Origin of the sequence: Polynucleobacter sp. HIN9 (genome assembly GCF_030297635.1) — a bacterium.
GTDB lineage: Bacteria > Pseudomonadota > Gammaproteobacteria > Burkholderiales > Burkholderiaceae > Polynucleobacter.
In genome coordinates, this window is sequence record NZ_AP028140.1 from 1,117,229 (window position 1) to 1,140,762 (window position 23,534).

Sequence of the window (23,534 nt, forward strand, 5' to 3'; positions counted from 1 at the left end):
CTAGAGCTGATTTTAGAACAGTCGGTAAAGAGATTACTTTGTATTAATTTGATTCCAAACATTCTTGCGAATGAAGTCGGTCGTGGCATCAGGCATTGGCACATAGTCCAACTCAGCTGCCATCTTTTTACCCTCTTTGAACGCAAAGTCAAAGAACTTCAATACTTCAGCTGAACGTGCTTTGTTTGCAGGCTCTTTGTACATCAAGATAAAGGATGCACCAGTAATGGGCCAGGATTTGGCACCGCCAGCATTAGTGATAAAGGTTCCCATTCCAGGAATCTTTGCCCAATCGGTACCGGCAGCGGCAGCAGCAAATGTATCGTCATCGGGCTGCACAAACTGTCCAGCAGCATTACGAAGTTGTACGTGGGTCATGTTGTTCTTCTTAGCATAGGCATACTCCACATAACCAATGGAGTTTTTAACACGTGCAACGTTTGCAGCCACGCCTTCATTGCCCTTACCACCAACCGATGAAGCGGCAGGCCACTTCACAGCAGCGCCAGCGCCAACAGCGGATTTCCAATCGGCACTTACTTTGGCCAAGTAGTCAGTGAAAATTGCGGTAGTACCAGAACCGTCGGCACGATGCACCACGGTGATCTCTCCCGCAGGAATCTTCACACCAGGGTTCAAATCAGCAATGCGCTTGTCGTTGAAGTTCGTGATCTTGCCTTGGAAAATATCAGCCAAGGTTTGGCCGTCCAAACGAATTTGACCAGGCTTGATGCCATCTAAATTAATGATTGGCACAACACCACCAATAATTGCAGGGAACTGAACCAATCCATCGGCCTGTAGATCTTCAAACTTCACTGGGTTGTCGGTTGCACCAAAGTCTACAGTCTTGGCTTTAATTTGTTTGACACCGCCTGAAGAGCCGATTGATTGATAGTTCAAACCATTGCCAGTGCGAGCTTTATAAGCTTCGGCCCACTTGGCATAAATGGGGTATGGAAATGTTGCACCAGCACCAGTAATGTCTGCAGCAAAGGCTGCTGGAGCAAAACTGGCAGTGGATAGAGAAAGAGCCGCTACTGCTAGGGCTTTTTTCAAGGTAATCGTCATTTATCTTCCTTTAAATGGTTCTCGCACAACGCGATACTTGAACAATAAACAGGAAATATGACGCTTTCATGACAAGAAACTAAATGAAGTTTCTTAAAAAAATCAAATGAATCAATGGGCTAGCAGCATATGCTACCCCACTGTCTCTTCAATAAATAAAAGAGGTCACTGATCGGAAGTTTTTCCAGGAGTGCTTGATTCGGCCTTTTTGACGGCTCGGGATGTTTTTCTGGGGACTAATTTTTTAACCGCAGTCTTTCGTTTGGTTGGTGCTTTGGGTGCAATGGCTTTACTGGCCTTTTTGGCAACTGTATGCAAATTCTTTTCAGCAGAATTAATTGCGCCCTCTACTGCCTTACGGCCCTCTTTAAATACTTTGGCGCCCGCATCGGATACCTCACGCACAACCTTCGCAAGTTTTTCTCCGCCCATTGGTATTTTTTTGTCAGCCTCTTTGATCCAGTCACTGATGGCATCACGAGCACGATCAAAATGCTTTTCAGCGCCATCGGCTGCTTCGTTACCGATATCTTTCAGGATTGCCTTAACCTTCTTTTGGTAGACGCTCATACGCTTAGTCGCATCTTCTGCTGCCTTTTTCTGTAGGGCTTGCAACTTGGTGACGTCCTTTTGTGCAGCAGTCTTAGCGGCCTCCATCGCTTGCTGCATGTTGTAGCGCAACTCTGCTGCATGATGCTCACTTAGCTGTTTGGCAGCATCTAATAATTTGTGGGACAAGGTAAATAACTCTTGTGCTTTGGCTTTCTTAGCAGCTGCTGACGGCTTTTTCATGGAACACCTCGCGTTAAATGAAGATTATTCAGTCTAACAAACGAATATGACAATCGCTTGATGCGCCGCACAAGTTACAAGTCGCTTAATTTAACCTCAAGAAACGCTGACTTCCTTTGCGATTGCCTCGGCACTTGCCTGTGCCAGACTTTGCTCATTGGCTTCAACCATGACGCGCAGGACCGGTTCAGTTCCTGATGGCCGGATTAAGACCCTGCCCTTACCAATTAGGCTTTGCTCCACCTTACTGACCATGGCATTAAGCTTTTGATCGGCCTGCCACTGGTAGCTTGGAGTAGTCTTCACATTGATGAGCACTTGCGGATAGATGGTGATGCCATCTAACAGTTCGCTTAAGGATTGTTGCTTTTGTTGCATGGCTGCAAGTACTTGAAGGGCTGCAATCGTGCCATCGCCGGTACTGTGTTGATCCAAACATAAAAGATGCCCTGAACCTTCACCGCCAATCACCCACTGCTTGGCTTGTAAGAGCTCGAGGACGTATCGATCTCCAACCTTGGCTCGCTCAAATCCGAGACCCAGTTTTTTGATGGCAACTTCAATCGCCAAGTTCGTCATCAAGGTGCCTACAACTCCACCAATTGCCTTACCTTGCTCTAAGCGATCTTTAGCCAAGATATAGAGGAGCTCATCGCCATTAAACAAACGCCCACTTTGATCCACCATTTGCAGACGATCAGCATCACCATCGAGGGCAATCCCAATATCGGCATTCACTTCCTTAACCTTTGCAATCAGCGCAGCTGGTGCGGTGGCACCACAATGATCGTTGATGTTCTTGCCATTGGGTTCTACTCCAATCGCAATCACCTCGGCACCCAGCTCATGAAACACTGGCGGTGCGGTGTGATAGGCAGCACCATTGGCACAATCCACCACAATCTTCAATCCTTTGAGGTTAAGGTCTTGTGGAAAAGTGGATTTGCAGAACTCAATGTAGCGCCCTGCGGCATCATCCAAACGAAATGCCTTACCAATTTTGTCGAAGCTAACACAGCCCATCGGCTTTTCGAGCTCTGCTTCAATCTCAAGCTCGATCGCATCAGAGAACTTATCGCCCTTGCCATTAAAAAACTTGATACCGTTATCTTGGTAAAGATTATGCGACGCAGAGATCACTACACCGGCAGATAAGCGCAGGGCTTTGGTGAGATAAGCGACCCCCGGAGTGGGCATTGGTCCACACAGAGTCACGTCAACCCCAGCAGCCGAGAACCCAGACTCCAAGGCAGCTTCGAGCAAATAACCTGAGACCCGCGTGTCTTTACCAATTAGGATGCGTTGACGCTCATTGGGTTTGCCATGGCGCTTAAACACCATGCCAGTAGCGTAACCGAGGCGCAACATAAACTCCGGAACGATGGGTGAAATACCAACTTCACCCCGAATGCCATCGGTCCCAAAATATTTTTTAGTCATGATTCATTATAAAACTGAGGTACTTTGCTCTCGCATAGCCTGCCAGACCTGCAGTGCATTCACGGTCTCAGGTACATCGTGCGTACGCACAATCATCGCGCCACGCTCCACTGCCAAGATGGCTGCCGCAATACTCGGGATCAAACGCTCGCCCACCTCAAGATTGGTGACCTTGCCAAGCATGGACTTACGCGATAGGCCCGCTAAGACCGGGTAACCATGTTCAGTAAATACGTTCATTTGTGCCAATAATTGATAGTTATGCTCCAAGCTCTTACCAAAGCCAAATCCAGGATCAATGGCAATCCGTTGCGAGTCAACTCCTGCTTCTTCGATCACTGCCGCACGTTCTAATAGGAATGCTTGTACCTCTTGAACCACATGTTCGTAATTGGGATCAAATTGCATAGTTTGAGGATCACGCTGCATGTGCATCAACACAATGCCACATTGGCTTGACTTGATGGCATCGACTGCTCCCGCTTGTCGCAAGGCCCAAATATCATTGACGCAATCAACACCCATGGCGAGTGCTGCTTGCATGGTTTGGGGCTTGTAAGTATCAATCGAGAGAGCAACACCACACTCTTTGAGTGATTCGATGACTGGCAAAACACGATCGAGCTCCTCTTGCAAACCAACGGGCTCGGCTCCTGGCCGGGTAGACTCTCCACCAATATCGATGATGTCAACGCCCGCAGCGAGCATTTTCTCGGCCTGAATGAGACCTGCATCGCGCTGATAAAACCGCCCGCCATCTGAGAAGGAATCCGGCGTGGCATTGAGGATGCCCATTACCAATGGGCGTCGATGCTGATTGGCGGGGAACTCAAAAAGAAAACGCCCGCAGCGCCATGCCACGGGCGGTGATGAATACGACATGCTTACGCGGTTGCGGGTGCGCTACCTGCTGCAGGACCCTGAGTACCACCGCCACCCGCAGAGTTACCAAACGCGGTCGCGGTGACTGGCTTAGGTGGCTTCGGTGTGCGACCCGCCATGATGTCATTGATCTGCTCCGAGTCAATCGTCTCCCACTCTAAGAGGGCAGTAACCATGGCTTCCACCTTGTCACGGTTCTCTTCCAAAATCTTTTTGGCGAGTGCGTATTGACTATCAATCAAGGTGCGGATCTCCGCATCAACCTTTTGTTGGGTAAGCTCCGATACAGTCTTGCTGTTCATGCGACCGAACATGCTGTCTTGCTCGGTATCCACGTAGACCATGGTACCCAAGCTATCGCTCATGCCGTAACGGGTAACCATATCACGAGCCATTTTGGTGGCGCGCTCAAAGTCGTTCGATGCACCCGTGCTCATGGAGCCCAAGAATACTTCTTCGGCAGCACGACCGCCAAACAAGATGGCTAACTCTTCGAGCATGCGATCTTTGTATAAGTTCACACGATCGAACTCTGGCAGCTGCCAAGTGACGCCAAGCGCCATACCGCGAGGCATGATGGTGACCTTGTGAACGGGATCGGCCTTTGGCAGCATCTTTGCCACCACCGCATGACCCGACTCGTGATAAGCCGTATTGCGACGCTCTTCCTCGCGCATCACAGCGGACTTACGCTCAGGACCCATATAGATCTTGTCTTTGGCATCCTCGAAGTCTTGCATATCCACTGCGCGCTTACTACGACGAGCTGCAAACAAAGCTGCTTCATTGACTAAGTTAGCAAGATCCGCACCCGAGAACCCTGGAGTACCACGAGCCAAGACCGCAGGATCAACGTCAGCATTAATCGGCACTTTGCGCATGTGCACGCGAAGAATTTGCTCACGACCCCGAATGTCAGGTAAACCAACATGCACTTGGCGGTCAAAACGGCCAGGGCGTAGTAAGGCGCGATCCAGAACATCCGAACGGTTGGTCGCAGCAATTACGATTACACCGCTATTGGTCTCAAAGCCGTCCATCTCAACGAGCATTTGGTTTAAGGTTTGCTCGCGCTCATCATTACCGCCGCCCATGCCGGCACCACGATGACGGCCTACTGCGTCAATCTCATCGATAAAGATGATGCAAGGTGCATGCTTTTTAGCGTTCTCAAACATGTCGCGTACACGCGCAGCGCCCACGCCCACAAACATCTCAACGAAGTCGGAGCCCGAGATTGAGAAAAATGGTACTTTGGCCTCGCCAGCGATGGCACGGGCCAATAAGGTCTTACCGGTTCCAGGAGGACCAACTAAGAGCACGCCGTGTGGAATACGACCACCCAGCTTTTGGAACTTTTGGGGATCTTTGAGGAAGTCAACAATCTCAAATACTTCTTCTTTAGCTTCATCGCAACCTGCGACATCGGCAAAAGTCACCGAGTTACTGTTCTCATCAATGAGACGTGCTTTGGATTTACCAAAGGAGAATGCGCCACCCTTGCCGCCACCTTGCATCTGACGCATCATGAAGAACCAAAAGCCGATGATTAATAAAGTAGGTCCTAAGTAATAGAGCGCAGAGACCAATAGATTGGGTTCGTCTTCGGTCTTGCCGGTAACCTGAACACCGTATTTCATGAGATCACCCACCATCCAGATATCGCCTGGGGAGATGATCGAGTATTTATTGCCATCAACTGGGGTGATTTGCAAGGTACGGCCTTGCACATCCACGCGCTTGATCTTGCCAGCTTTGGCATCATCCATAAATTGGGAATACGTGACCTGATCTTGAGTCCGTGGTTTATCAAACTGTTTAAACACAGTGAACAAAACCAAGCCCACGATGAGCCATACACCCACTTTTTGGAACATATTGTTATTCAAAATACACCTTTGCCGGATCAATCCGGGAGTTATCGGGGTTGAGAACCAAACCTCACCCTATGTATTTGATTCTACTCCCGTTGAAATTCAAGGGTTGGAGGACTAATTTATCCTAAAAATGCTGGGTTTTCTATGGTTTTTGGGCAATCTCTACCATTTACCCTACTTCAAATAGCGCCCTAGCAGAAAGGTTTCCGAGGATTTATCCCGCGAGGCCTTGGGTTTACGAGGGGCAACGGTCTTAAATACCCCCTTAAATGCCTCAACTATTTGACTATAGCCGCTCCCATGAAAGCACTTGATCAGAAGTGCCCCATCGGGCTTGAGATGCTCTTTGGCAAACTCCAAAGCGAGCTCCGCAAGATTAGCCATCCGCGCTGCATCGGCTACACCAACACCAGAGAGGTTAGGCGCCATATCGGATAGCACTAAATCAACTTTGCCATTGGCCTCTGGGGGTAAAGCAGCCTCGAGCGCTCGCAAACCCTCCTCCTCCCGAAAATCACCCTCTATAAAGGTGACATCCGCCACGGGCTCCATCGGCAAGAGATCAATAGCGATGATGCAACCATCGGGCTTGCCAGCTGTCTCGGGTGTGGGATGTTTGCGAAGCTTTACTAAGCGATTACGAATGTACTGACTCCAACTACCCGGGGCACTTCCTAAATCAACCACAGTCATCCCAGCCTTGATGAGGTGATCTTGTTCATCGATCTCCGAGAGCTTATAGGCCGCGCGCGCACGATAACCCTCTTTCTGCGCGAGCTTGACGTAGGGATCATTGACATGATCGTGTAACCAATTTTTGTTGAACTTATTCTTTGCCACAAACGCTATTGTCCTTGTTTTGGGTTACACACTGCAAATCCTCTATGATGCAGGGATGACTGCTCTCTCACTAACATCAGCGCAACGCAAGGCGCACCGCGCTAAAGCCCATGCTCTTAACCCCGTCGTCATGATCGGTAACGAAGGACTCACTGCTGCCGTTCGCAAAGAAATTGATCGTGCCCTATCGAGCCATGGCCTGATTAAGATCCGCGTGCTAGGTGATGATCGCGATGCCCGCATTGCGATGTATGAATCGATTTGCGATGACCTGAATGCTGCCCCGATTCAGCACATTGGCAAACTGCTCGTGGTGTGGCGCCCTGTTGCATCCAAGCCTGAGAAAGTAGTTCCCAGTAAAAAAGTAGCACGCGCCTATCAAACCGCTCGCAGCAATCAGCGTGGCAGTGGCTCGCGTGCAGGCTTTAAAAAGGCAACCATGGCTAGCCCCAGCAAACCAAAGCGCCGCAAGACTCGCTTAGCTAGTCCCAAAAAAGCGGCTTTGGGTTAAGCGCCAAACCAAGTAAATACCCAAGAGGCTTTGTACCAAAAAAACACTGCTTGAGATACCGTGCAAAGTAGCAAATAAACTCGCAGAAGCTGAATACATCACTGGCATGCCTTGCAACAAGGCATCCTCGCGTAAGTTCTCCATCCAGGGCATGAGCACAAAGCTACCAAGCGCAGCACACACAAGCATCGCAAGCAAAATCCAACGAATCGCACGATAGGCTTGCAACCCACGACTTACCAAGAGGTTTGCCAAGACCAGTAGCGCTACGCAGAGCACCAGACTCACATATGCCTCCACCTGAAAGATCGCACCAGCCACCATACCGGCGACCTGACGATCGGTGAGCGTTGCAAAGAGCGTCGGTGCAACCAAGTAGCCAACAGTAATGAGGCTACCAACCCAAAGACTACTCACAAAGAGAAATAGACGTTGTGCAATTTGGTGCTGGGTGGATTGAGCTTGCATAATGCGTGCTAGGTAACTAAGGTTGCTAGTTTAGCCAAGACCTCATCAATCACAGTCTCCGACACGGTCTCAACGCGTTTTGCTTTGCGAGCCGCGAGGTCTAGTGTGCGAGGTTGATCGCAGCGTGCAATACCAACAGTTTTAGCTCCAACCAGCTCAACTGCAAATCCTGCCACCCGCGCAAACTGACCTCCAGTGGAGATCGGTACAACGATTGGGGTCTTGGTTAATTGATTAAACGGTGCTGGTGACACTACCAATACGGGTCGATACCCTTTTTGCTCATGGCCAGCCGTTGGATCAAGAGATACCAAATAAATATCGCCTCGCTTCATTACAGAATCTCATTGCCGATCGGGGCGCTATCCAACCACTGCCGATCCTCGCTTGGCATTTTTGCTTTGGGATCGCATTGCGCTAATAAATCAGCGAGTTCGTACTTCCGCTTTGCGATGGGTCGAACGACCAATTGCCCGTCCTTTAGGGCGACATCAACGGTCGAGCCGCAAGTGATCTGAAGTTCTTTAAGGAAAACCGGGGACACTGCCAGCATCACTGAGCCTCCAACCTTTCTTAAATTGGTATGCATACGCCCTCCGAATAAGTTATACCGAAGTATAACAAATTCAGGAGGTTATTATATTTTTATATAACTAGATGTAACGAACTGAGAGGATCTCGACTTCTCGGGCGCCTGCGGGGGCTTGGACGGTCACCACATCGCCCTCCTCTTTGCCAATTAAGGCTCGAGCAATGGGGGAGCTAATCGAGATCTTATTGGCAGCGATGTCGGCTTCATCATCGCCTACGATTTGGTAGCTCATTTTTTTACCGTCATCGAGATCTTCAAGTTCAACGGTTGCCCCAAAGACAACACGACCCTCTGCTTCGAGTAAAGCAGGGTCAATAATTTGTGCGGCCGATAATTTGGTCTCAAGCTCTTTAATACGCCCTTCGATAAACGCTTGCTTCTCTTTTGCAGCATCGTACTCGGCGTTCTCAGAAAGATCGCCTTGGGCGCGCGCCTCAGAGATCGCATTAATCACGGCAGGACGATCAATATGCTTTAAGCGCGTGAGCTCTTCTTTCAAGAGCTCAGCGCCATGCTTGGTAATGGGAATAGTGTTTGTACTCATACTGCTCAACCTTAAAATCGATGAAGCTCGATTTTAGTCTAGCTAAGCGAAATGTGTAAATTCTGCAATGAATAAACCTCGAGCGAATCTTTCGCTCGCATCCCTTCCATCACCGCACGTGCCGCACTAATTGTGGTGTAGTAGGTCACACCATTGGCTTGTGCGGTAGTACGGATCGAACGAGAGTCCGCAATCGCATTACGGGTTTCATCGACAGTCGTAAACACCAAGGTAATCTCACCGTTTTTGATCATATCCACAATGTGTGGACGACCCTCTTTTACCTTGTTTACAACTGATACCGGAATATTGGCTGCGGTAATCGCTGCGGCAGTCCCTTTGGTGGCGACCATCGGAAAGCCCATCTCATGCAAGAGCTTGGCAACCGCAACGGCGAGAGGCTTATCACTGTCTTTCACGGTCAATACCACATTACCGCTCTTGGGCAACTTGATACCAGCTGCTAACTGCGATTTGAATAAGGCTTCGCCAAAGGTCTTGCCGACGCCCATCACCTCACCGGTGGAGCGCATCTCAGGGCCCAGGATCGGATCAATGCCCGGGAACTTATTAAATGGGAACACCGCCTCTTTAACCGAGTAGTACGGAGGAATCACCTCTTCGGTAATGCCTTGCTGATCGAGGCTCTGCCCCACCATGCAACGCGCTGCAATCTTGGCTAACTGCAAACCAGTTGCCTTTGATACATAGGGCACCGTACGTGATGCACGAGGATTGACTTCTAATACAAAGATCGTGTCCTTGCCATCATTTTGCTGAATTGCAAATTGCACGTTCATTAAACCAACGACATTGAGACCCTTGGCCATCGCCGCAGTTTGGCGCTTGAGCTCAGCAACGGTCTCTTTGGATAATGAGTATGGCGGCAATGAACAGGCCGAGTCACCCGAATGCACTCCTGCTTGCTCAATGTGTTCCATCACCCCACCAATGAATACTCGAGTTCCATCGGAGATGCAATCCACATCACACTCAATCGCATCGTTTAAGAAACGATCTAACAATACGGGTGAGTCATTCGATACCTTGACGGCCTCGCGCATATACCGCTCAAGATCACGTCCATCATGCACGATTTCCATGGCTCGACCACCCAACACATAAGAGGGGCGAACGACTAAGGGATAGCCAATCTCTTCGGCCAGCTTTAACGCCTCATCCTCAGCACGTGCAGTGCGATTGGGCGGCTGACGCAATTTGAGGTCATGCAAGAGCTTTTGGAAGCGCTCCCGATCCTCAGCAGCATCAATCATGTCAGGCGATGTGCCAATAATCGGCACGCCATTGGCCTCAAGATCAAGGGCAAGCTTCAATGGGGTTTGACCACCATATTGCACAATCACACCCTTGGGCTTTTCCTTGGCGACAATCTCTAGTACGTCCTCTAAGGTCAGAGGCTCAAAGTACAGACGATCCGAGGTGTCATAGTCGGTTGATACGGTCTCGGGATTGCAGTTCACCATGATGGTCTCGTAACCATCATCGCGCATTGCCAGTGCCGCATGGACGCAGCAGTAATCAAACTCGATACCCTGGCCAATCCGGTTGGGCCCACCGCCGAGCACCATAATCTTCTCGCGCTGCGTGGGCTGAGACTCGCACTCACCATGCTCTGCTTCGTAGGTGGAGTACATGTAAGCCGTATTCGTTGCAAACTCGGCTGCGCAGGTATCGACCCGCTTATAGACTGGGAATACGCCATGGCGATGACGCGCTTGACGCACCGCCGTCGCATCGGTCTTTAATAATTTGGCAAGACGACGATCTGAAAATCCTTTTTGCTTTAAGAACCGTACTTCTGCAGCGCTCAGGCTTGCCAAGGTATGCTCTTTAACCGCATTCTCAATCTCAACGAGCTCTTCAATTTGCTCCAAGAACCATGGGTCAATTTTGGTCTCTTCGTAAACCTCATCGATTCCCATGCCCATACGAAAGGCGTCAGCCACATACCAAATGCGATCCGGGCCAGGCTCACCGATCTCGGCAATGATGTCTTCAAGATCAGTGGATTTCTCATCGAGACCATCAACGCCCACTTCAAGACCGCGCAGGGCTTTTTGGAAGGACTCTTGGAAGGTGCGGCCAATCGCCATCACCTCGCCCACGGATTTCATTTGGGTGGTTAAGCGTGGATCCGCTTCACGGAACTTCTCAAAGGCAAAGCGTGGGATCTTGGTGACGACATAGTCAATGCTGGGCTCAAACGATGCCGGCGTGGCACCACCCGTAATATCGTTTTGTAACTCATCTAAGGTATAGCCCACGGCTAATTTGGCAGCGACCTTGGCAATGGGGAAGCCAGTGGCCTTCGATGCAAGAGCGGATGAGCGCGAGACCCGCGGGTTCATCTCAATCACGATCATGCGGCCATCAACTGGATTAATCGAGAACTGCACATTTGAGCCGCCGGTATCTACGCCAATCTCACGCAAGACTGCGATCGAGGCATTGCGCATGATTTGATACTCTTTATCAGTGAGCGTTTGTGCGGGAGCTACCGTGATCGAATCCCCGGTATGAACGCCCATTGGGTCTAAGTTCTCAATCGAGCAAACAATGATGCAGTTATCAGCCCGATCGCGCACCACCTCCATCTCAAACTCTTTCCAGCCTAAGAGGGACTCTTCAATCAAAAGCTCCCGCGTTGGCGACAGATCAAGGCCGCGTTTGCAAATCTCTTCAAACTCTTCGCGGTTATAAGCAATACCACCGCCCGATCCACCCATGGTGAACGAGGGGCGAATCACTACCGGGAATCCTGAACTACCGGTCTCTGCTTGAATACGTTGCTGAACCGCGATCGCCTCGTCCATCGAATGCGCAATCCCAGACTTTGCCGATCCCAAACCAATCTTGGTCATCGCGTCTTTAAACTTCTGACGATCTTCGGCTTTATCAATTGCCTCAGGAGATGCACCAATCAACTCACAGTTGTATTTTTTGAGAACGCCATGCCGATGCAAATCGAGAGCGCAGTTGAGTGCGGTCTGACCACCCATGGTGGGCAATATCGCATCGGGCTTCTCGGTGGCAATGATGCGTTCCACCACTTCCCAGGTAATCGGCTCGATGTAGGTGACATCGGCCATCTCCGGATCGGTCATGATGGTCGCTGGATTACTGTTGACCAGAATGACGCGATAGCCCTCTTCACGCAAAGCTTTGCACGCTTGCGCACCAGAGTAATCAAACTCGCAAGCCTGTCCAATCACAATTGGACCGGCGCCAATGATCAAAATACTCTGAATGTCGGTACGCTTTGGCATTAGCGAGCTCCTTGGCCAGCGGCATTCATGAGGTGCATGAAGCGGTCAAATAAATAGGCAATGTCATGTGGGCCCGGGGAAGCCTCTGGGTGCCCCTGAAAACAAAATGCTGGCTTATCTTTCCAGGCTAGGCCCTGCAAGGATCCATCAAATAAGGAAATATGCGTCACCCGCAAATCATTTGGCAAGGTCTTTGCGTCAACTGCAAAGCCATGGTTTTGTGAGGTGATCGCCACCCGACCACTTTCTAGATCTTTGACAGGATGGTTTGCACCGTGGTGCCCAAACTTCATCTTTAAGGTCTTCGCACCCGCAGCCAAGCCCATGATCTGATGACCTAAGCAAATACCAAAGGTTGGGATATTTTTACTAATGATGGTTTGAGCCGCACTAATCGCATAATCACAGGGCTCGGGGTCGCCAGGGCCGTTGGATAAAAATACGCCATCGGGCTTTAAGGCCAACACTTCAGCGACCGGAGTTTTGGCAGGCACGACTGTGAGCGCACAACCGCGCTCGGCCAGCATACGCAGAATATTGCGTTTCACACCAAAGTCATAGGCCACAACGCGCTTCGTTGGGTTCTTCATGATTCTGAATGCAGGCTTACCCTGCTCGCCATGCAACTGCCACTCACCTTCTTGCCACTCATAGGCTTTATCGGTGCTAACCACTTGCGCCAAATCGAGACCTGCCATTCCAGGAAATGCCTTAGCTAGGTTTAGAGCACGCTTGGCAAGCGCTTCTACATCATCGCCGATCTTGCCAGCCACGATGGCGCCCGATTGAGCGCCGCGGTCACGCAATAAACGCGTGAGCTTGCGGGTATCAATACCGGCGATACCAGGGACTTTAGCGGCACGCAAGTAATGATCGAGACTGTCTTCGGCTCGAAAGTTCGAGACACGTGCAGAGAGATCTTTAATGATGAGGCCGGCAGCGTAGATTTGTGCTGACTCAGCGTCTTGGGCATTAACGCCCACATTGCCGATGTGCGGATAGGTTAAGGTAACAAGCTGACGCGCGTAACTGGGATCAGTGATGATTTCTTGATAACCCGTTAATGCGGTATTAAAAACAACTTCACCGCTGGTCTCGCCAGGAGCGCCGATACTTTGACCAGAAAAAATGGAGCCGTCAGCAAGAGCTAAAACAGCGGGGGGAAAGGAAGGAAGCAAGGGCGACAAACAATCTCCAATACCCTGTTGCCGTCCAACACTTTTTGCCCCAAAAGACAAACCCGAGGCGAAATTGCGGGGAGGTAAGTGTCTTTAAGCGCTAGGGCAATTTATTAGTTACTGATAACGTAATGATACCAGTTCTCCGCCCCTCACCCTGCCTTCACGCAAAACGGTTTACTTTGCCAAGCTACTTTCCAATCACCTGTTTGATCTGCGCTAGAACCGATTGATCTTCCATCGTGCTGATATCCCCAGGATCGCGCCCTTCCGCAACGGCTTGTAATGCGCGTCGCACAATCTTGCCCGAACGCGTCTTTGGTAATGCACTCACCAAGTACACCCGTGCTGGTCGCGCGACCGCTCCTAATTGAGAGTCGACGGTTTTCATGACCTCCGCCTCCATGGTCTCGGTTTTGCTTGGATCTTTTGCAATCACAAAGCCAATTGCTACCTGACCCTTGAGTTGATCTTCCACACCAACAACTGCCACTTCGGCGACATTAGCGTGACTTGAGATACTCTCCTCGATCTCGCGAGTTCCTAATCGATGTCCAGCGACGTTAATCACATCATCGGTACGACCCAAGATGAAAAAGTAACCATCCTTATCTTTAATCGCCCAATCAAAAGTGGAATACACCATCTTGCCAGGCACGGTCTCCCAATAGGTTTTAATAAACCGTTGATCATCGCCCCAGACGGTTTGCATACATCCCGGTGGCAATGGCCCTTCAATCGCAACTACGCCCTTTTGATCCGAACCCAACTCAGCACCGGTTGCTTCATCAAGCAGTTTCATGTTGTAGCCATAGACCGGTACACCGGGCGAGCCAAATTTATGTGGCATGACCTCCACACCTCGTTGAATCGCCAAGATTGGCCAACCGGTCTCGGTCTGCCAGTAGTTATCAACCACCGGCTTCTTCAGCGCATCATGAATCCATGATGCCGTTGGTTCATCGAGTGGCTCACCGGCCAAGAACAATGTCCGCAGCGTCGATAAGTTGTATTTACTGAGGAAGGCGGGGTCTTGTTTCTTGAGTACTCGCACCGCCGTGGGGGCAGAGAACATCACCGATACCTTGTATTTCTCAACCAAGCTCCACCAAATACCCGCATCAGGGCGCAACGGGGTGCCCTCATACATGATGGTAGCCATGCCGTTAATCAATGGCCCATAAATAATGTAGCTATGCCCGACCACCCAACCAATATCGGAGGTGGTAAACATCGTCTCACCCGGATTGCCACCAAAGATCAGACGCATTGAGCTTGCGAGTGCAACGGCATAACCACCCGTATCACGCTGTACCCCCTTAGGTTTGCCAGTGGTGCCCGAGGTATACAAAATATAGGATGGATGGGTTGCATCGACCCACTCGACGGGAACCTTGGTGTTGAGGTGCTTCTCACGCTCAGTGGCGTAATCCAAATCACGATTGGCCACGGTTGTGAACTCCGAGAGGCCACGGTTCACAATCAGAACCTTCTCAGGCTTAGCAGTTGATAGCGTGATCGCCTCATCGAGGAGTGGCTTGTAGGGAACGGCCTTACCACCGCGCATTCCGGCCTCAGCGGTAATAATCATTTTGGGTTTTGCATCATCGATGCGTGAAGCCAAACTATGCGATGCAAATCCACCGAACACGACTGAATGAATCGCACCGATGCGGGTACAGGCGAGCATGGCAAAACAGGCCTGCGCAATCATTGGCATGTAGATCAAAACACGATCGCCCTTCTTCACGCCGTTGGCTTGCAAGATCGCAGCCATACGATTGACCTCATCGTGCAGCTCTGCAAATGTGTAGGCGTGCTCCTGATTGGTTTCGGTCGAGACTGCAACCAGTGCGATTTGGTTGGCGCGATCCTTCAAATGCCGATCAACGGCGTTATGGCACAGATTGGTTTGCCCACCGACAAACCACTTCGCAAAGGGTGGATTGGAATAATCAAGGACTTGTGAAAACGGCTGATGCCAATCAACCAGTTTGGCCTGCTCGGACCAAAATGCTTTTGGATCCCGAATGGAATTCTCATGAAACGATTTGTAGCCGACACTCATCCTGCATTCCCTTCACAGCAAAATAATCAATGGCCAGGAATTAAGGAGCCGTTTTTACACTGGCACTTACTCCAGAGCCGGAGGTAGTTCCAGTTTTCGCTGATTTTGTGGAGTTTGTCGATGGGGATTTTTGCTGAGTACTTGCGGTCTTAGGGTTGGCGGCCTTTTTGGGGGCCGATTTGCTTGCAGTGTTTGCCTGAGCCGGCTTACTGGTCTTGGGTTTGGGCGGGACTGCCTTGTCGAGCTTCAACTGCCCATGCTCAGCCAAATACTCAGAAATATCCGACTGTTTTCCTGGGGGTTTGGGGATCAGAACGGTTGATCCCGCCCGGATCCGCATGCCACGGGGGATGTTATTGACATCCCGAATCGTTTCCGGATTTAAAGCCAGACGAGTTGCCAATTGCTCAGGGGTCTCACTCTTGGTGACCTTGAGTGCAGTCCAAGACGATAAGGGTTTGGTGTAGCTTGCCAGGTTCATCTGAAAGAGCTCGGCACGCGCAAAAGGTAAAAGCATTTGCTGATCGGTTGCGGCCAAGATCACGGGTTTATTAAATGCCGGATTGAGATTACGAAAATCCTCCAAAGACATTTCGGCTAATTGGGCAGCAACATCGACATCAATATCGCGGGTCACATCAATCGCTACAAAATAAGGGTGGTTCTCAAGCTCCGGTAACACGATGTTGTATGCAGCTGGGTTTTGCACAATGTTTTTGTAGGCCATCAACTTAGGCACATACTCACGGGTCTCGCGTGGCATCGTGAGGCTCTGGTAATCCGTGGGCTTACGCTGGGCTTGATTGCGCTTAATCGCACGGGCCACATTCCCCTCACCCCAGTTATAGGCAGCCAGAGCGAGTTGCCAATCACCAAATTGTTTATACAGGCGCTGGAGATAATCGAGAGCGGCGTTCGTGGATTGCAAGACATCGCGTCGCTCATCCCGGAAAACATTCTGGGTTAACTTAAAGTCCTGACCGGTTCTGGGCATGAACTGCCAGATCCCCATGGCTTTGGCGGTCGACTTGGCTTCAGGATTGAAGGCGCTCTCAACAAATGGCAAAAGTGCGATCTCGGTGGGCATATTGCGACGATTAACTTCTTCAACAATGTAGAAGAGATAGCGAGACGAGCGTGCCATCGAACGATTGACATAATCTGGACGCTTAACCAGCCATTGGGTTTGCTGCTCGACCAAGGGGCTATCGAGCTCGGGTAATTGAAAGCCCTGCCGAATCTGGATCCAAAGATCATTCGAAGGTGCCATGATGCTGCTCACCGATTGCTTACTAAGATCCACACGCGGCGCTTTGGCTGCCCGCGGGTCACGCCTTGAATCAGTGCTTGAGGACCACTCGGGCGAAGTACTGGCGCAACCACTCAACACCAGAACAGCTGCGCTGGCAATTAGTAGGAGTGAACGGCGCATCATCTTAGAAGCGATCCTTCCAGGCCCGTACGACCGCCAAAACCTCGGCGGAACTTTTGAGGTCTTGCCCAATTTGTGCACGCGCAGCGGCAATGACTGGGGCTTGATCGCAGCGCATGAATGGATTAACCCGCTTCTCATGGGCAATCGTCGTGGGTACCGTGGGTTGATTGCGCTGACGTAAGGCATCGGCGGTTTGCGACCACTCGATTAGATCTGAATTATCTGGCTCGACCGCGAGTGCAAACCGAATATTGGATAAGGTGTACTCGTGGGTGCAGTACACCAGCGTATCGGGAGGTAAGGCCAAGAACTTGGCCAGTGAGCTCGACATTTGAGTGGGCGTGCCTTCAAAGAGCCGTCCACAACCGGTAGCAAAGAGTGTGTCGCCGCAAAACAATTTTGAGGTTTGTCCAGCGTTATCCTCGCTGCGTGCCACGTAAGCAATGTGACCCAAGGTATGCCCAGGGACTTCTAGGACGTTTAATTGAATGGGCGGCTCATCAAAGCGGACGGTATCACCCTCAAAGAGTGCGTGACTGCGCAAGGCAATATCCTCAGCCGCGGGGCCATACACTGGGACTGAGAGGCCCCCTTGACTTGCCCACGCGAGGATCTCTGGTAATCCTCCAATATGGTCAGCGTGGTAATGAGTGATTAGAATTCCGGTAAGACGTAAGTTCTGCTGAGTTAAATAATCAATCGCTGGCTTTGCTTCACCAGGGTCAACCAAAATAGCCGACTGTTGATCGTGTATGCACCAGATGTAGTTGTCAGTAAAGGCGGGTATGGGCCACACTTGCAATAAGGAATTTGTAACCACGGCAACACCTTAGGACACAAGATAATCCTTCTATGATACCAATGACCCCGCCAAACGTGCAGACCAACACTCCACCCGAGAGTTCGTGGGAGACCTGGCTGCAATCCCCTCCAGGGCAATACATCCTCAAATCCGAGCAAGAGCTCTTTAATCAAGCGGTTGTCGATGTGTTTGGCTACTACGCTTTACAAATTGGTTTACCGCAAATCAATACCCTCGCAGAAAATCGGATTTCACTCAAATTGATGTTGCTTCCCCACGGGCTTGCGAAAGCCGATGGTGATCTGCCCTATCAACCGATTGAAGGAATTCCGGAGGAACTGCCATTTGCCGATCAATCCATTGATTTAGTGGTGTTGCCGCATGTCTTGGAATTTGCCCAAGATCCGCACCAGATTTTGCGTGAGGTCGATCGTGTCTTAATGCCCGAGGGTCGTGTCGTAATCTCCGGATTTAATCCAGCAAGCCTCTGGGGCTTGCGTCAATATGCAGGACGATTAATCGGTAAAAACTATTTACCACGTGAGGGTCAGTTCTTGAGTTTGCTGCGCGTGAAGGATTGGTTGAAGTTACTCGACTACTCTCTTGATAGGGGTCACTTTGCCTGCTATCGCCTGCCACTGCGCAAAGAGAAAAATATCGCTCGCATGGCTTTCCTAGAAAAAATGGGTAATCGCTGGTGGCCGATCTTTGGCTCGGTCTTTTTAATCTCGGCAATTAAGCGCCATCCGGGTACCCGTTTGGTAGGCCGCGTTCCCAAACAAGCCTTGCAAGCACTCCCCCAACTCAACCCCGCTGCTCAGCAAACTTCCCATCGGGTAACTGAAGAGGTATAAAGAGCGCATGAGCAAACCCCACATTACGATCTACACCGATGGTGCTTGCAAAGGCAATCCCGGTCCTGGTGGCTGGGGAGTGGTGTTGCGCTCCGGCGCGCATGAGAAACACTTGCATGGCGGCGCCCATGACACCACCAATAATCGGATGGAAATTAGTGCGGTGATCCACGCACTCAAGGCGCTTAAGCAAGCCAGCGTGGTGGATCTCTATACCGACTCCCAATACGTCCAAAAAGGTGTGAGTGAGTGGCTTGCCGGTTGGAAGGCTCGGGGGTGGAAGACAGCCGACAAGTCCCCGGTCAAGAATGTCGATCTTTGGCAAGAGCTCGACGCCCTATTGCCCCTTCATGAAATTCAGTGGCACTGGGTCCGTGGCCATAACGGCCACCCTGGAAATGAGCTGGCCGATCAACTCGCCAATCAAGGTGTGGAAGCCTTTTTATCCAATAACTGATCTGCGCCCCGCTTGGGCTTATGAGAGAATGCTTTAACTCTTTAAATAACAAAGCAATTTAGACTAGCGCTGTGACCAAACCTCCTTCCTTTTTAGCTCGAGTCAAACAAACCATCATGGCTTGGGGTTGCCAACTGGTCACCCAACTCCAGAAAATCGACGTGAAGCAAATAGTGGCGTTTTTAATCAAGCGCAAATGGTGGGTGCTGGCGATCCTCGTATTCATTTATGCCGGTGATAAAGCCTACGATCATTTCTTCCCGCCCGAGAGTAAACGCGGTGGGCCACAAACGGTGGTTACCCTGGTCCTCGAGAAACAAGATATCCCTATCATCATTGAATCGACCGGTACCGTGGTGGCAGCTAATATTGTGGATATCCGTCCGCAGGTTAGCAATGTGGTCAAAGAAGTCCACATTAAAGAAGGTCAAGAGGTCAAGAAGGGGCAACTACTATTCACCTTAGACGATCGCAATGATCGCGCCAATTACGATAAAGCCAAAGCCGTAGCCGATGATGCGCAACGTCAGTTGCAACGTGCCAAAGAGCTCGTTGCTCAAAACTTTATCTCCAAAGCAGGTTTAGATACTGCCGAAGCCAATGCCAAATCTGCTGCCGCTACTGCTCGCGCTGCTGAGGTGCAACTCTCCTTTGATTACATTCGCGCTCCAATCGATGGACGTGCAGGCATTATTAATGTGTTCCCTGGCTCCTTAGTGGCGCCTGGAAATATCGTAACCACCGCCTCCAGCTCCACTGCAACCACTGCTTTGGGTGCGATGGTCACGATCACTCAGTTAGATCCCATCAACGTCCAATTTATCGTCGGTGAAGACAACATTCCACTATTGATGCAAACCGATCCTGCTAACTTAAAAGTATCAGTGACCGTAGGCGATAACCGCACCCAGGTCTACGAGGGCAAAGTTTTAGTCATCGATAACCAGGTCGATCCAGCAATCGGGGCTGTTCGGGTCAAGGCACAAATTGCCAATGACAAACGCACTCTATTACCTGGACAATTTGCTCGGGTCAAACTCGAAGCCAATACCTTAAAGGACGCCATTTTGGTTCCATCCCAAGCGGTGGTGATTAATCCGCGCGGGCGCTTTATCTATGTAGTGGGCGCTGAAGATAAGGTCAGCCTCAAACCCATCAAAGTGAGCTATGAGTATCAGGGCAAGGCTGCAATTACTGGTGTCGAAGCTGGTGAGCGCGTGGTGATCGAAGGTAAACAAAATCTGCGGCCCGGCACCAAGATCCGAGAAAACAAAGTGGCGCCTGCAAAGCCCACTGACGCCCCCAAACCTGAATCCAAACCTGCTGATAAAAAATGACGCTCTCTGAGCTTTGTATCCGACGGCCCGTCATGACCGTCCTGCTGTCAGTAGTGACGGTGATTGCGGGTGCAGTGGCGTACACCCGCATTCCAGTTGCAGCCTTACCTAGTTTTAATACACCAGTAATTTCTGTATCAGCCTCCTTGCCTGGCGCTTCCCCAGAAAATATGGCGGCCTCGGTTGCCCTGCCGCTTGAGAAAGAGTTCTCGACCATCGACGGTATTTCAGTGATTAGCTCGACGAATTTCTTGGGTACGACAAATATCACCCTCGAATTTAATAACGATCGCGACATTGATAAAGCCGCGGTTGATGTGCAAGCGGCACTGTTGCGCGCCCAGCGCCGTTTACCAATCGAGATGACCGTGCCGCCCTCCTATCGCAAGGTCAATCCCGCCGATGCACCGGTCCTCATCATCGGCATGACCTCGCCATCGATGGATTTATCCGAGCTCAATGATTATGCGGAGAACCTGATTTCTCCAACGCTATCCACGATTAATGGGGTTGCGCAAATTATTGTGTATGGCATTAAGCGCTATGCCATTCGCGTGCAAGCGCGGCCTGACTCCTTGGCAATCCATAACCTCACGATGGAGGATCTGTCGATCGCCATTAATAAAGCAAACTCCAATACCCCCGTGGGTGTTTTAGAGGGTCCGCGACAGTTATTAACTATTTACGCCAATAAGCAATTAGTCACTGCCTCTGACTTTGCCAACCTCATCATTGCCCAGAAAAATGGTTTACCGATTTATCTGCGGGATGTCGCTGATGTGGTTGAGAGTTATGAGAACGTTCGTACCCTCTCCACCACCAATGGTGAGCGCTCGATTGCGCTAGCCATTCAGCGCCAGCCAAATGCCAATACGGTTAAGGTGGTAGATGCGGTCAAGGCGATGATCCCACAGTTTGAGAAGCAGCTACCAGCCTCGATTAAGCTCACGCTGATCAATGATCGCTCTAAATCAATCCGCGAGGCAATTGCTGACGTCAACTTCACCTTGGCGCTCACCGTAGCCCTGGTAGTACTGGTGATATTCCTGTTCCTCAAGCACCTCTCAGCCACGATCATTCCATCCTTGAGTCTGCCCATTTCACTGATTGGCGCCTTTTTCCTACTCTACTTCATGGGCTATAGCTTAGATAACGTCTCGCTATTGGGCATTACACTCGCCGTAGGTTTGGTGGTGGATGACTCCATTGTGGTGCTTGAGAACATCGTGCGTTACGTGGATCAGGGTATGAGCCCCCTCAAGGCTGCCCTGAAAGGAAGTCGTGAGGTTGGCTTTACGATTGTCTCAATCTCCCTATCCTTAGTGGCAGTCTTTATTCCCCTCTTCTTTATGGAAGGTCCGATTGGACTCCTCTTTCGTGAGTTTGCGGTCGTTGTTTCACTCGCCATCCTAGTTTCTGCTGTGGTATCCCTCTCTTTAGTACCGATGCTATGCAGCCGTTACCTCCCGAAACCTGGTCAGCATGCCCGCGAATACCCGATTAACCGTCACTTTGATCGCTGGTTCAATTGGACCCAAAAGACTTATGTGCACTACTTGGATCTGGCTCTCGCAAATCGCAAGCGAGTGCTATGGTTAGCCATCGCAACGTTTGTCATTACGATTGCGATGTTCATCTATACCCCGAAGGGATTTTTCCCGGAGGAGGATATTGGCCAGATCACAGCAACGACCGAAGCTGATCAAGATATCTCCTACAAGGCGATGCTAGAGTTGCAAGATCGTGCTGCTGAGATTGTGGCGAATGACCCGAATGTAGCGAGCTTTGTCTCAATTCTTGGTGGGGGTCTGAGTGCGGGTAGCAATACCGGCCGCTTCTTTATTGTGCTCAAGCCCCGCAGCGAGCGGGAGTCTATGACTGAAGTGCTTGAGGGCCTTCGTAAAAAGTTTAGAGATGTCCCCGGCCTACAGGTGTTCATGCGGCCAATTCAAAACCTTCAATTAGGTGGACGATCCAGTAAAAGCCGTTATCAATTTACCTTGCAAAGTGTTGGTTTTGAGGGGGTGAATGAATGGTCGGAGAAATTACTTGAGAAACTTCGAGGTGACCCACTCTTTAGGGATGTGACCTCGGATTCGCAACTACGGGGCCTGAACGTTCAGATTGATATCAATCGTGAGAAGGCAGCGCAAGCAGGAGTGACGATTGCGGATATTCGTCAGGCCCTGTACAACGCCTTTGGTCAGCGTCAGGTCTCTACCATTTACACAAGCGTCAACACTTATTACGTCATTTTGGAGACCGCCGAAGATCAGCGCCAGTTTGAAACCGATCTCGGTAAAGTTTTTGTACGAGGGCGCTCAACCAATCAATTGATTCCGCTCTCAAGTCTTGCCAGCTTCAAGCGCACCATTGGTCCGACTGCGGTCAACCATCAAGGGCAGATTCCGGCGGTAACTCTCTCGTTTAATCTGGCACCCGATGTTGCTCTCGGGCAAGCCACCGATGCGATTGAGAAATACGTCAAAGAGATTAAGCTTCCATCCTCTATCATCACAAGCTATGGGGGCGATGCCAAGGTCTTCAAAGGTAATCAGAGCGGGCAATTTATTCTAATTATTGCTGCCCTTGCAGTGATCTATATCTTGCTCGGCGTTCTGTATGAAAGCTACATTCACCCAATCACCATTTTGGCTGGCCTGCCCTCCGCGGCAATTGGTGCCCTGCTATCTTTATGGATGTTTGGGATGGAGCTCACCATTATTGCGACGATTGGTATTCTGATGCTCATCGGCATCGTCAAGAAAAATGCCATCCTGATGATTGACTTCGCCCTTGAGGCGCAACGCAAACAGGGAATGAGTCCTACTGAAGCAATCCGTTCAGCCTGTATTTTGCGCTTTCGGCCCATCATGATGACCACCCTCACTGCGATCGTGGGCGCCCTCCCAATAGCACTTGGTATTGGTGCCGGCGCTGAGTTACGTCAACCCCTAGGTGTCAGCGTAGTGGGTGGTTTAGTGCTTTCTCAGTTTGTGACCTTGTTCATTACGCCGGTCATTTATTTGTATCTTGATCGCTTTGCTGGTCGCGGCCCTCTTGAGATACCCCCAGAAGATCTCGAGGATACCTAAGCGT

General features: G+C 50.5%; 20 protein-coding genes. 5 read left to right on the plus strand and 15 right to left on the minus strand.

Annotated elements, in window-relative coordinates; translation table 11 throughout:
- Positions 1 to 33: 33 nt before the first annotated feature.
- From pstS to QUE62_RS05895, 6 genes are all read right to left on the minus strand, one after another.
- Complete coding sequence (gene pstS / locus QUE62_RS05870; protein WP_286223168.1) at positions 34 to 1,071, minus strand: phosphate ABC transporter substrate-binding protein PstS; 1,038 nt, start codon at positions 1,069 to 1,071, stop codon at positions 34 to 36.
- 165 nt (positions 1,072 to 1,236) lie between these two features.
- Positions 1,237 to 1,863: a phasin family protein gene (locus tag QUE62_RS05875; RefSeq protein WP_286224959.1), complete on the minus strand. Its 627-nt coding sequence runs from the start codon at positions 1,861 to 1,863 to the stop codon at positions 1,237 to 1,239.
- 96 nt (positions 1,864 to 1,959) lie between these two features.
- Positions 1,960 to 3,303, minus strand: coding sequence for a phosphoglucosamine mutase (gene glmM / locus QUE62_RS05880; protein ID WP_286261064.1), 1,344 nt, complete (start codon positions 3,301 to 3,303; stop codon positions 1,960 to 1,962).
- 6 nt (positions 3,304 to 3,309) lie between these two features.
- The gene (folP, locus tag QUE62_RS05885; RefSeq protein ID WP_286261066.1) at positions 3,310 to 4,185 is read right to left on the minus strand and encodes a dihydropteroate synthase; all 876 of its coding nucleotides are present in this window, start codon (positions 4,183 to 4,185) and stop codon (positions 3,310 to 3,312) included.
- Between the two features lie 2 nt (positions 4,186 to 4,187).
- On the minus strand, positions 4,188 to 6,074 hold the full coding sequence (gene ftsH / locus QUE62_RS05890) for an ATP-dependent zinc metalloprotease FtsH (protein ID WP_108508702.1): 1,887 nt from the start codon (positions 6,072 to 6,074) through the stop codon (positions 4,188 to 4,190).
- Between the two features lie 162 nt (positions 6,075 to 6,236).
- Positions 6,237 to 6,902 (minus strand): RlmE family RNA methyltransferase, encoded by a 666-nt coding sequence (locus QUE62_RS05895; RefSeq protein WP_286223172.1) that lies wholly within the window; start codon positions 6,900 to 6,902, stop codon positions 6,237 to 6,239.
- Between the two features lie 55 nt (positions 6,903 to 6,957).
- Here QUE62_RS05895 and QUE62_RS05900 point away from each other — a divergent pair, with 55 nt between their 5' ends.
- On the plus strand, positions 6,958 to 7,413 hold the full coding sequence (locus QUE62_RS05900; protein WP_286261068.1) for a YhbY family RNA-binding protein: 456 nt from the start codon (positions 6,958 to 6,960) through the stop codon (positions 7,411 to 7,413).
- On the opposite strand, the gene QUE62_RS05905 is transcribed toward QUE62_RS05900, so the two are convergent.
- From QUE62_RS05905 to gloB, 9 genes are all read right to left on the minus strand, one after another.
- Positions 7,381 to 7,881, minus strand: a complete 501-nt coding sequence (locus QUE62_RS05905) for a DUF4149 domain-containing protein (protein WP_286224963.1) — start codon at positions 7,879 to 7,881, stop codon at positions 7,381 to 7,383. The two genes, QUE62_RS05900 and QUE62_RS05905, sit on opposite strands and share 33 nt — an antisense overlap.
- Before the next feature lie 8 nt (positions 7,882 to 7,889).
- Entirely contained in the window at positions 7,890 to 8,216 is a 327-nt protein-coding gene (locus QUE62_RS05910; RefSeq protein WP_286223175.1) for a type II toxin-antitoxin system PemK/MazF family toxin, read from the minus strand.
- Positions 8,216 to 8,470, minus strand: coding sequence for an AbrB/MazE/SpoVT family DNA-binding domain-containing protein (locus QUE62_RS05915; RefSeq protein ID WP_286223176.1), 255 nt, complete (start codon positions 8,468 to 8,470; stop codon positions 8,216 to 8,218). Before QUE62_RS05915 ends, QUE62_RS05910 begins: the two co-directional genes overlap by 1 nt.
- A 64-nt stretch (positions 8,471 to 8,534) precedes the next feature.
- Positions 8,535 to 9,017, minus strand: coding sequence for a transcription elongation factor GreA (gene greA, locus QUE62_RS05920; RefSeq protein ID WP_286224966.1), 483 nt, complete (start codon positions 9,015 to 9,017; stop codon positions 8,535 to 8,537).
- Positions 9,018 to 9,055: 38 nt separating this feature from the next.
- Positions 9,056 to 12,304: a carbamoyl-phosphate synthase large subunit gene (gene carB / locus QUE62_RS05925; RefSeq protein ID WP_286261070.1), complete on the minus strand. Its 3,249-nt coding sequence runs from the start codon at positions 12,302 to 12,304 to the stop codon at positions 9,056 to 9,058.
- Entirely contained in the window at positions 12,304 to 13,482 is a 1,179-nt protein-coding gene (carA, locus tag QUE62_RS05930) for a glutamine-hydrolyzing carbamoyl-phosphate synthase small subunit (RefSeq protein WP_286223178.1), read from the minus strand. The genes carB and carA overlap by 1 nt, the downstream gene beginning before the upstream one ends.
- 190 nt (positions 13,483 to 13,672) lie before the next feature.
- Positions 13,673 to 15,550, minus strand: a complete 1,878-nt coding sequence (locus QUE62_RS05935) for a propionate--CoA ligase (RefSeq protein WP_286261071.1) — start codon at positions 15,548 to 15,550, stop codon at positions 13,673 to 13,675.
- 40 nt (positions 15,551 to 15,590) lie between these two features.
- Complete coding sequence (locus QUE62_RS05940; protein ID WP_353506830.1) at positions 15,591 to 16,985, minus strand: transglycosylase SLT domain-containing protein; 1,395 nt, start codon at positions 16,983 to 16,985, stop codon at positions 15,591 to 15,593.
- Between the two features lies 1 nt (position 16,986).
- On the minus strand, positions 16,987 to 17,805 hold the full coding sequence (gene gloB / locus QUE62_RS05945; RefSeq protein WP_286261073.1) for a hydroxyacylglutathione hydrolase: 819 nt from the start codon (positions 17,803 to 17,805) through the stop codon (positions 16,987 to 16,989).
- 41 nt (positions 17,806 to 17,846) lie between these two features.
- Between gloB and QUE62_RS05950 the strand changes: the two genes are divergently transcribed.
- The 4 genes from QUE62_RS05950 (at position 17,847) to QUE62_RS05965 (ending at position 23,530) form a co-directional block, all read left to right on the plus strand.
- Positions 17,847 to 18,641, plus strand: a complete 795-nt coding sequence (locus tag QUE62_RS05950) for a class I SAM-dependent methyltransferase (RefSeq protein ID WP_286261075.1) — start codon at positions 17,847 to 17,849, stop codon at positions 18,639 to 18,641.
- Positions 18,642 to 18,648: 7 nt separating this feature from the next.
- A complete protein-coding gene (gene rnhA, locus QUE62_RS05955; RefSeq protein WP_286223182.1) occupies positions 18,649 to 19,098 on the plus strand; it encodes a ribonuclease HI in 450 nt (149 codons plus the stop codon).
- 71 nt (positions 19,099 to 19,169) lie between these two features.
- On the plus strand, positions 19,170 to 20,435 hold the full coding sequence (locus QUE62_RS05960) for an efflux RND transporter periplasmic adaptor subunit (RefSeq protein WP_286261077.1): 1,266 nt from the start codon (positions 19,170 to 19,172) through the stop codon (positions 20,433 to 20,435).
- Positions 20,432 to 23,530 (plus strand): efflux RND transporter permease subunit, encoded by a 3,099-nt coding sequence (locus QUE62_RS05965; protein WP_286261079.1) that lies wholly within the window; start codon positions 20,432 to 20,434, stop codon positions 23,528 to 23,530. The genes QUE62_RS05960 and QUE62_RS05965 overlap by 4 nt, the downstream gene beginning before the upstream one ends.
- Positions 23,531 to 23,534 lie beyond the last annotated feature (4 nt).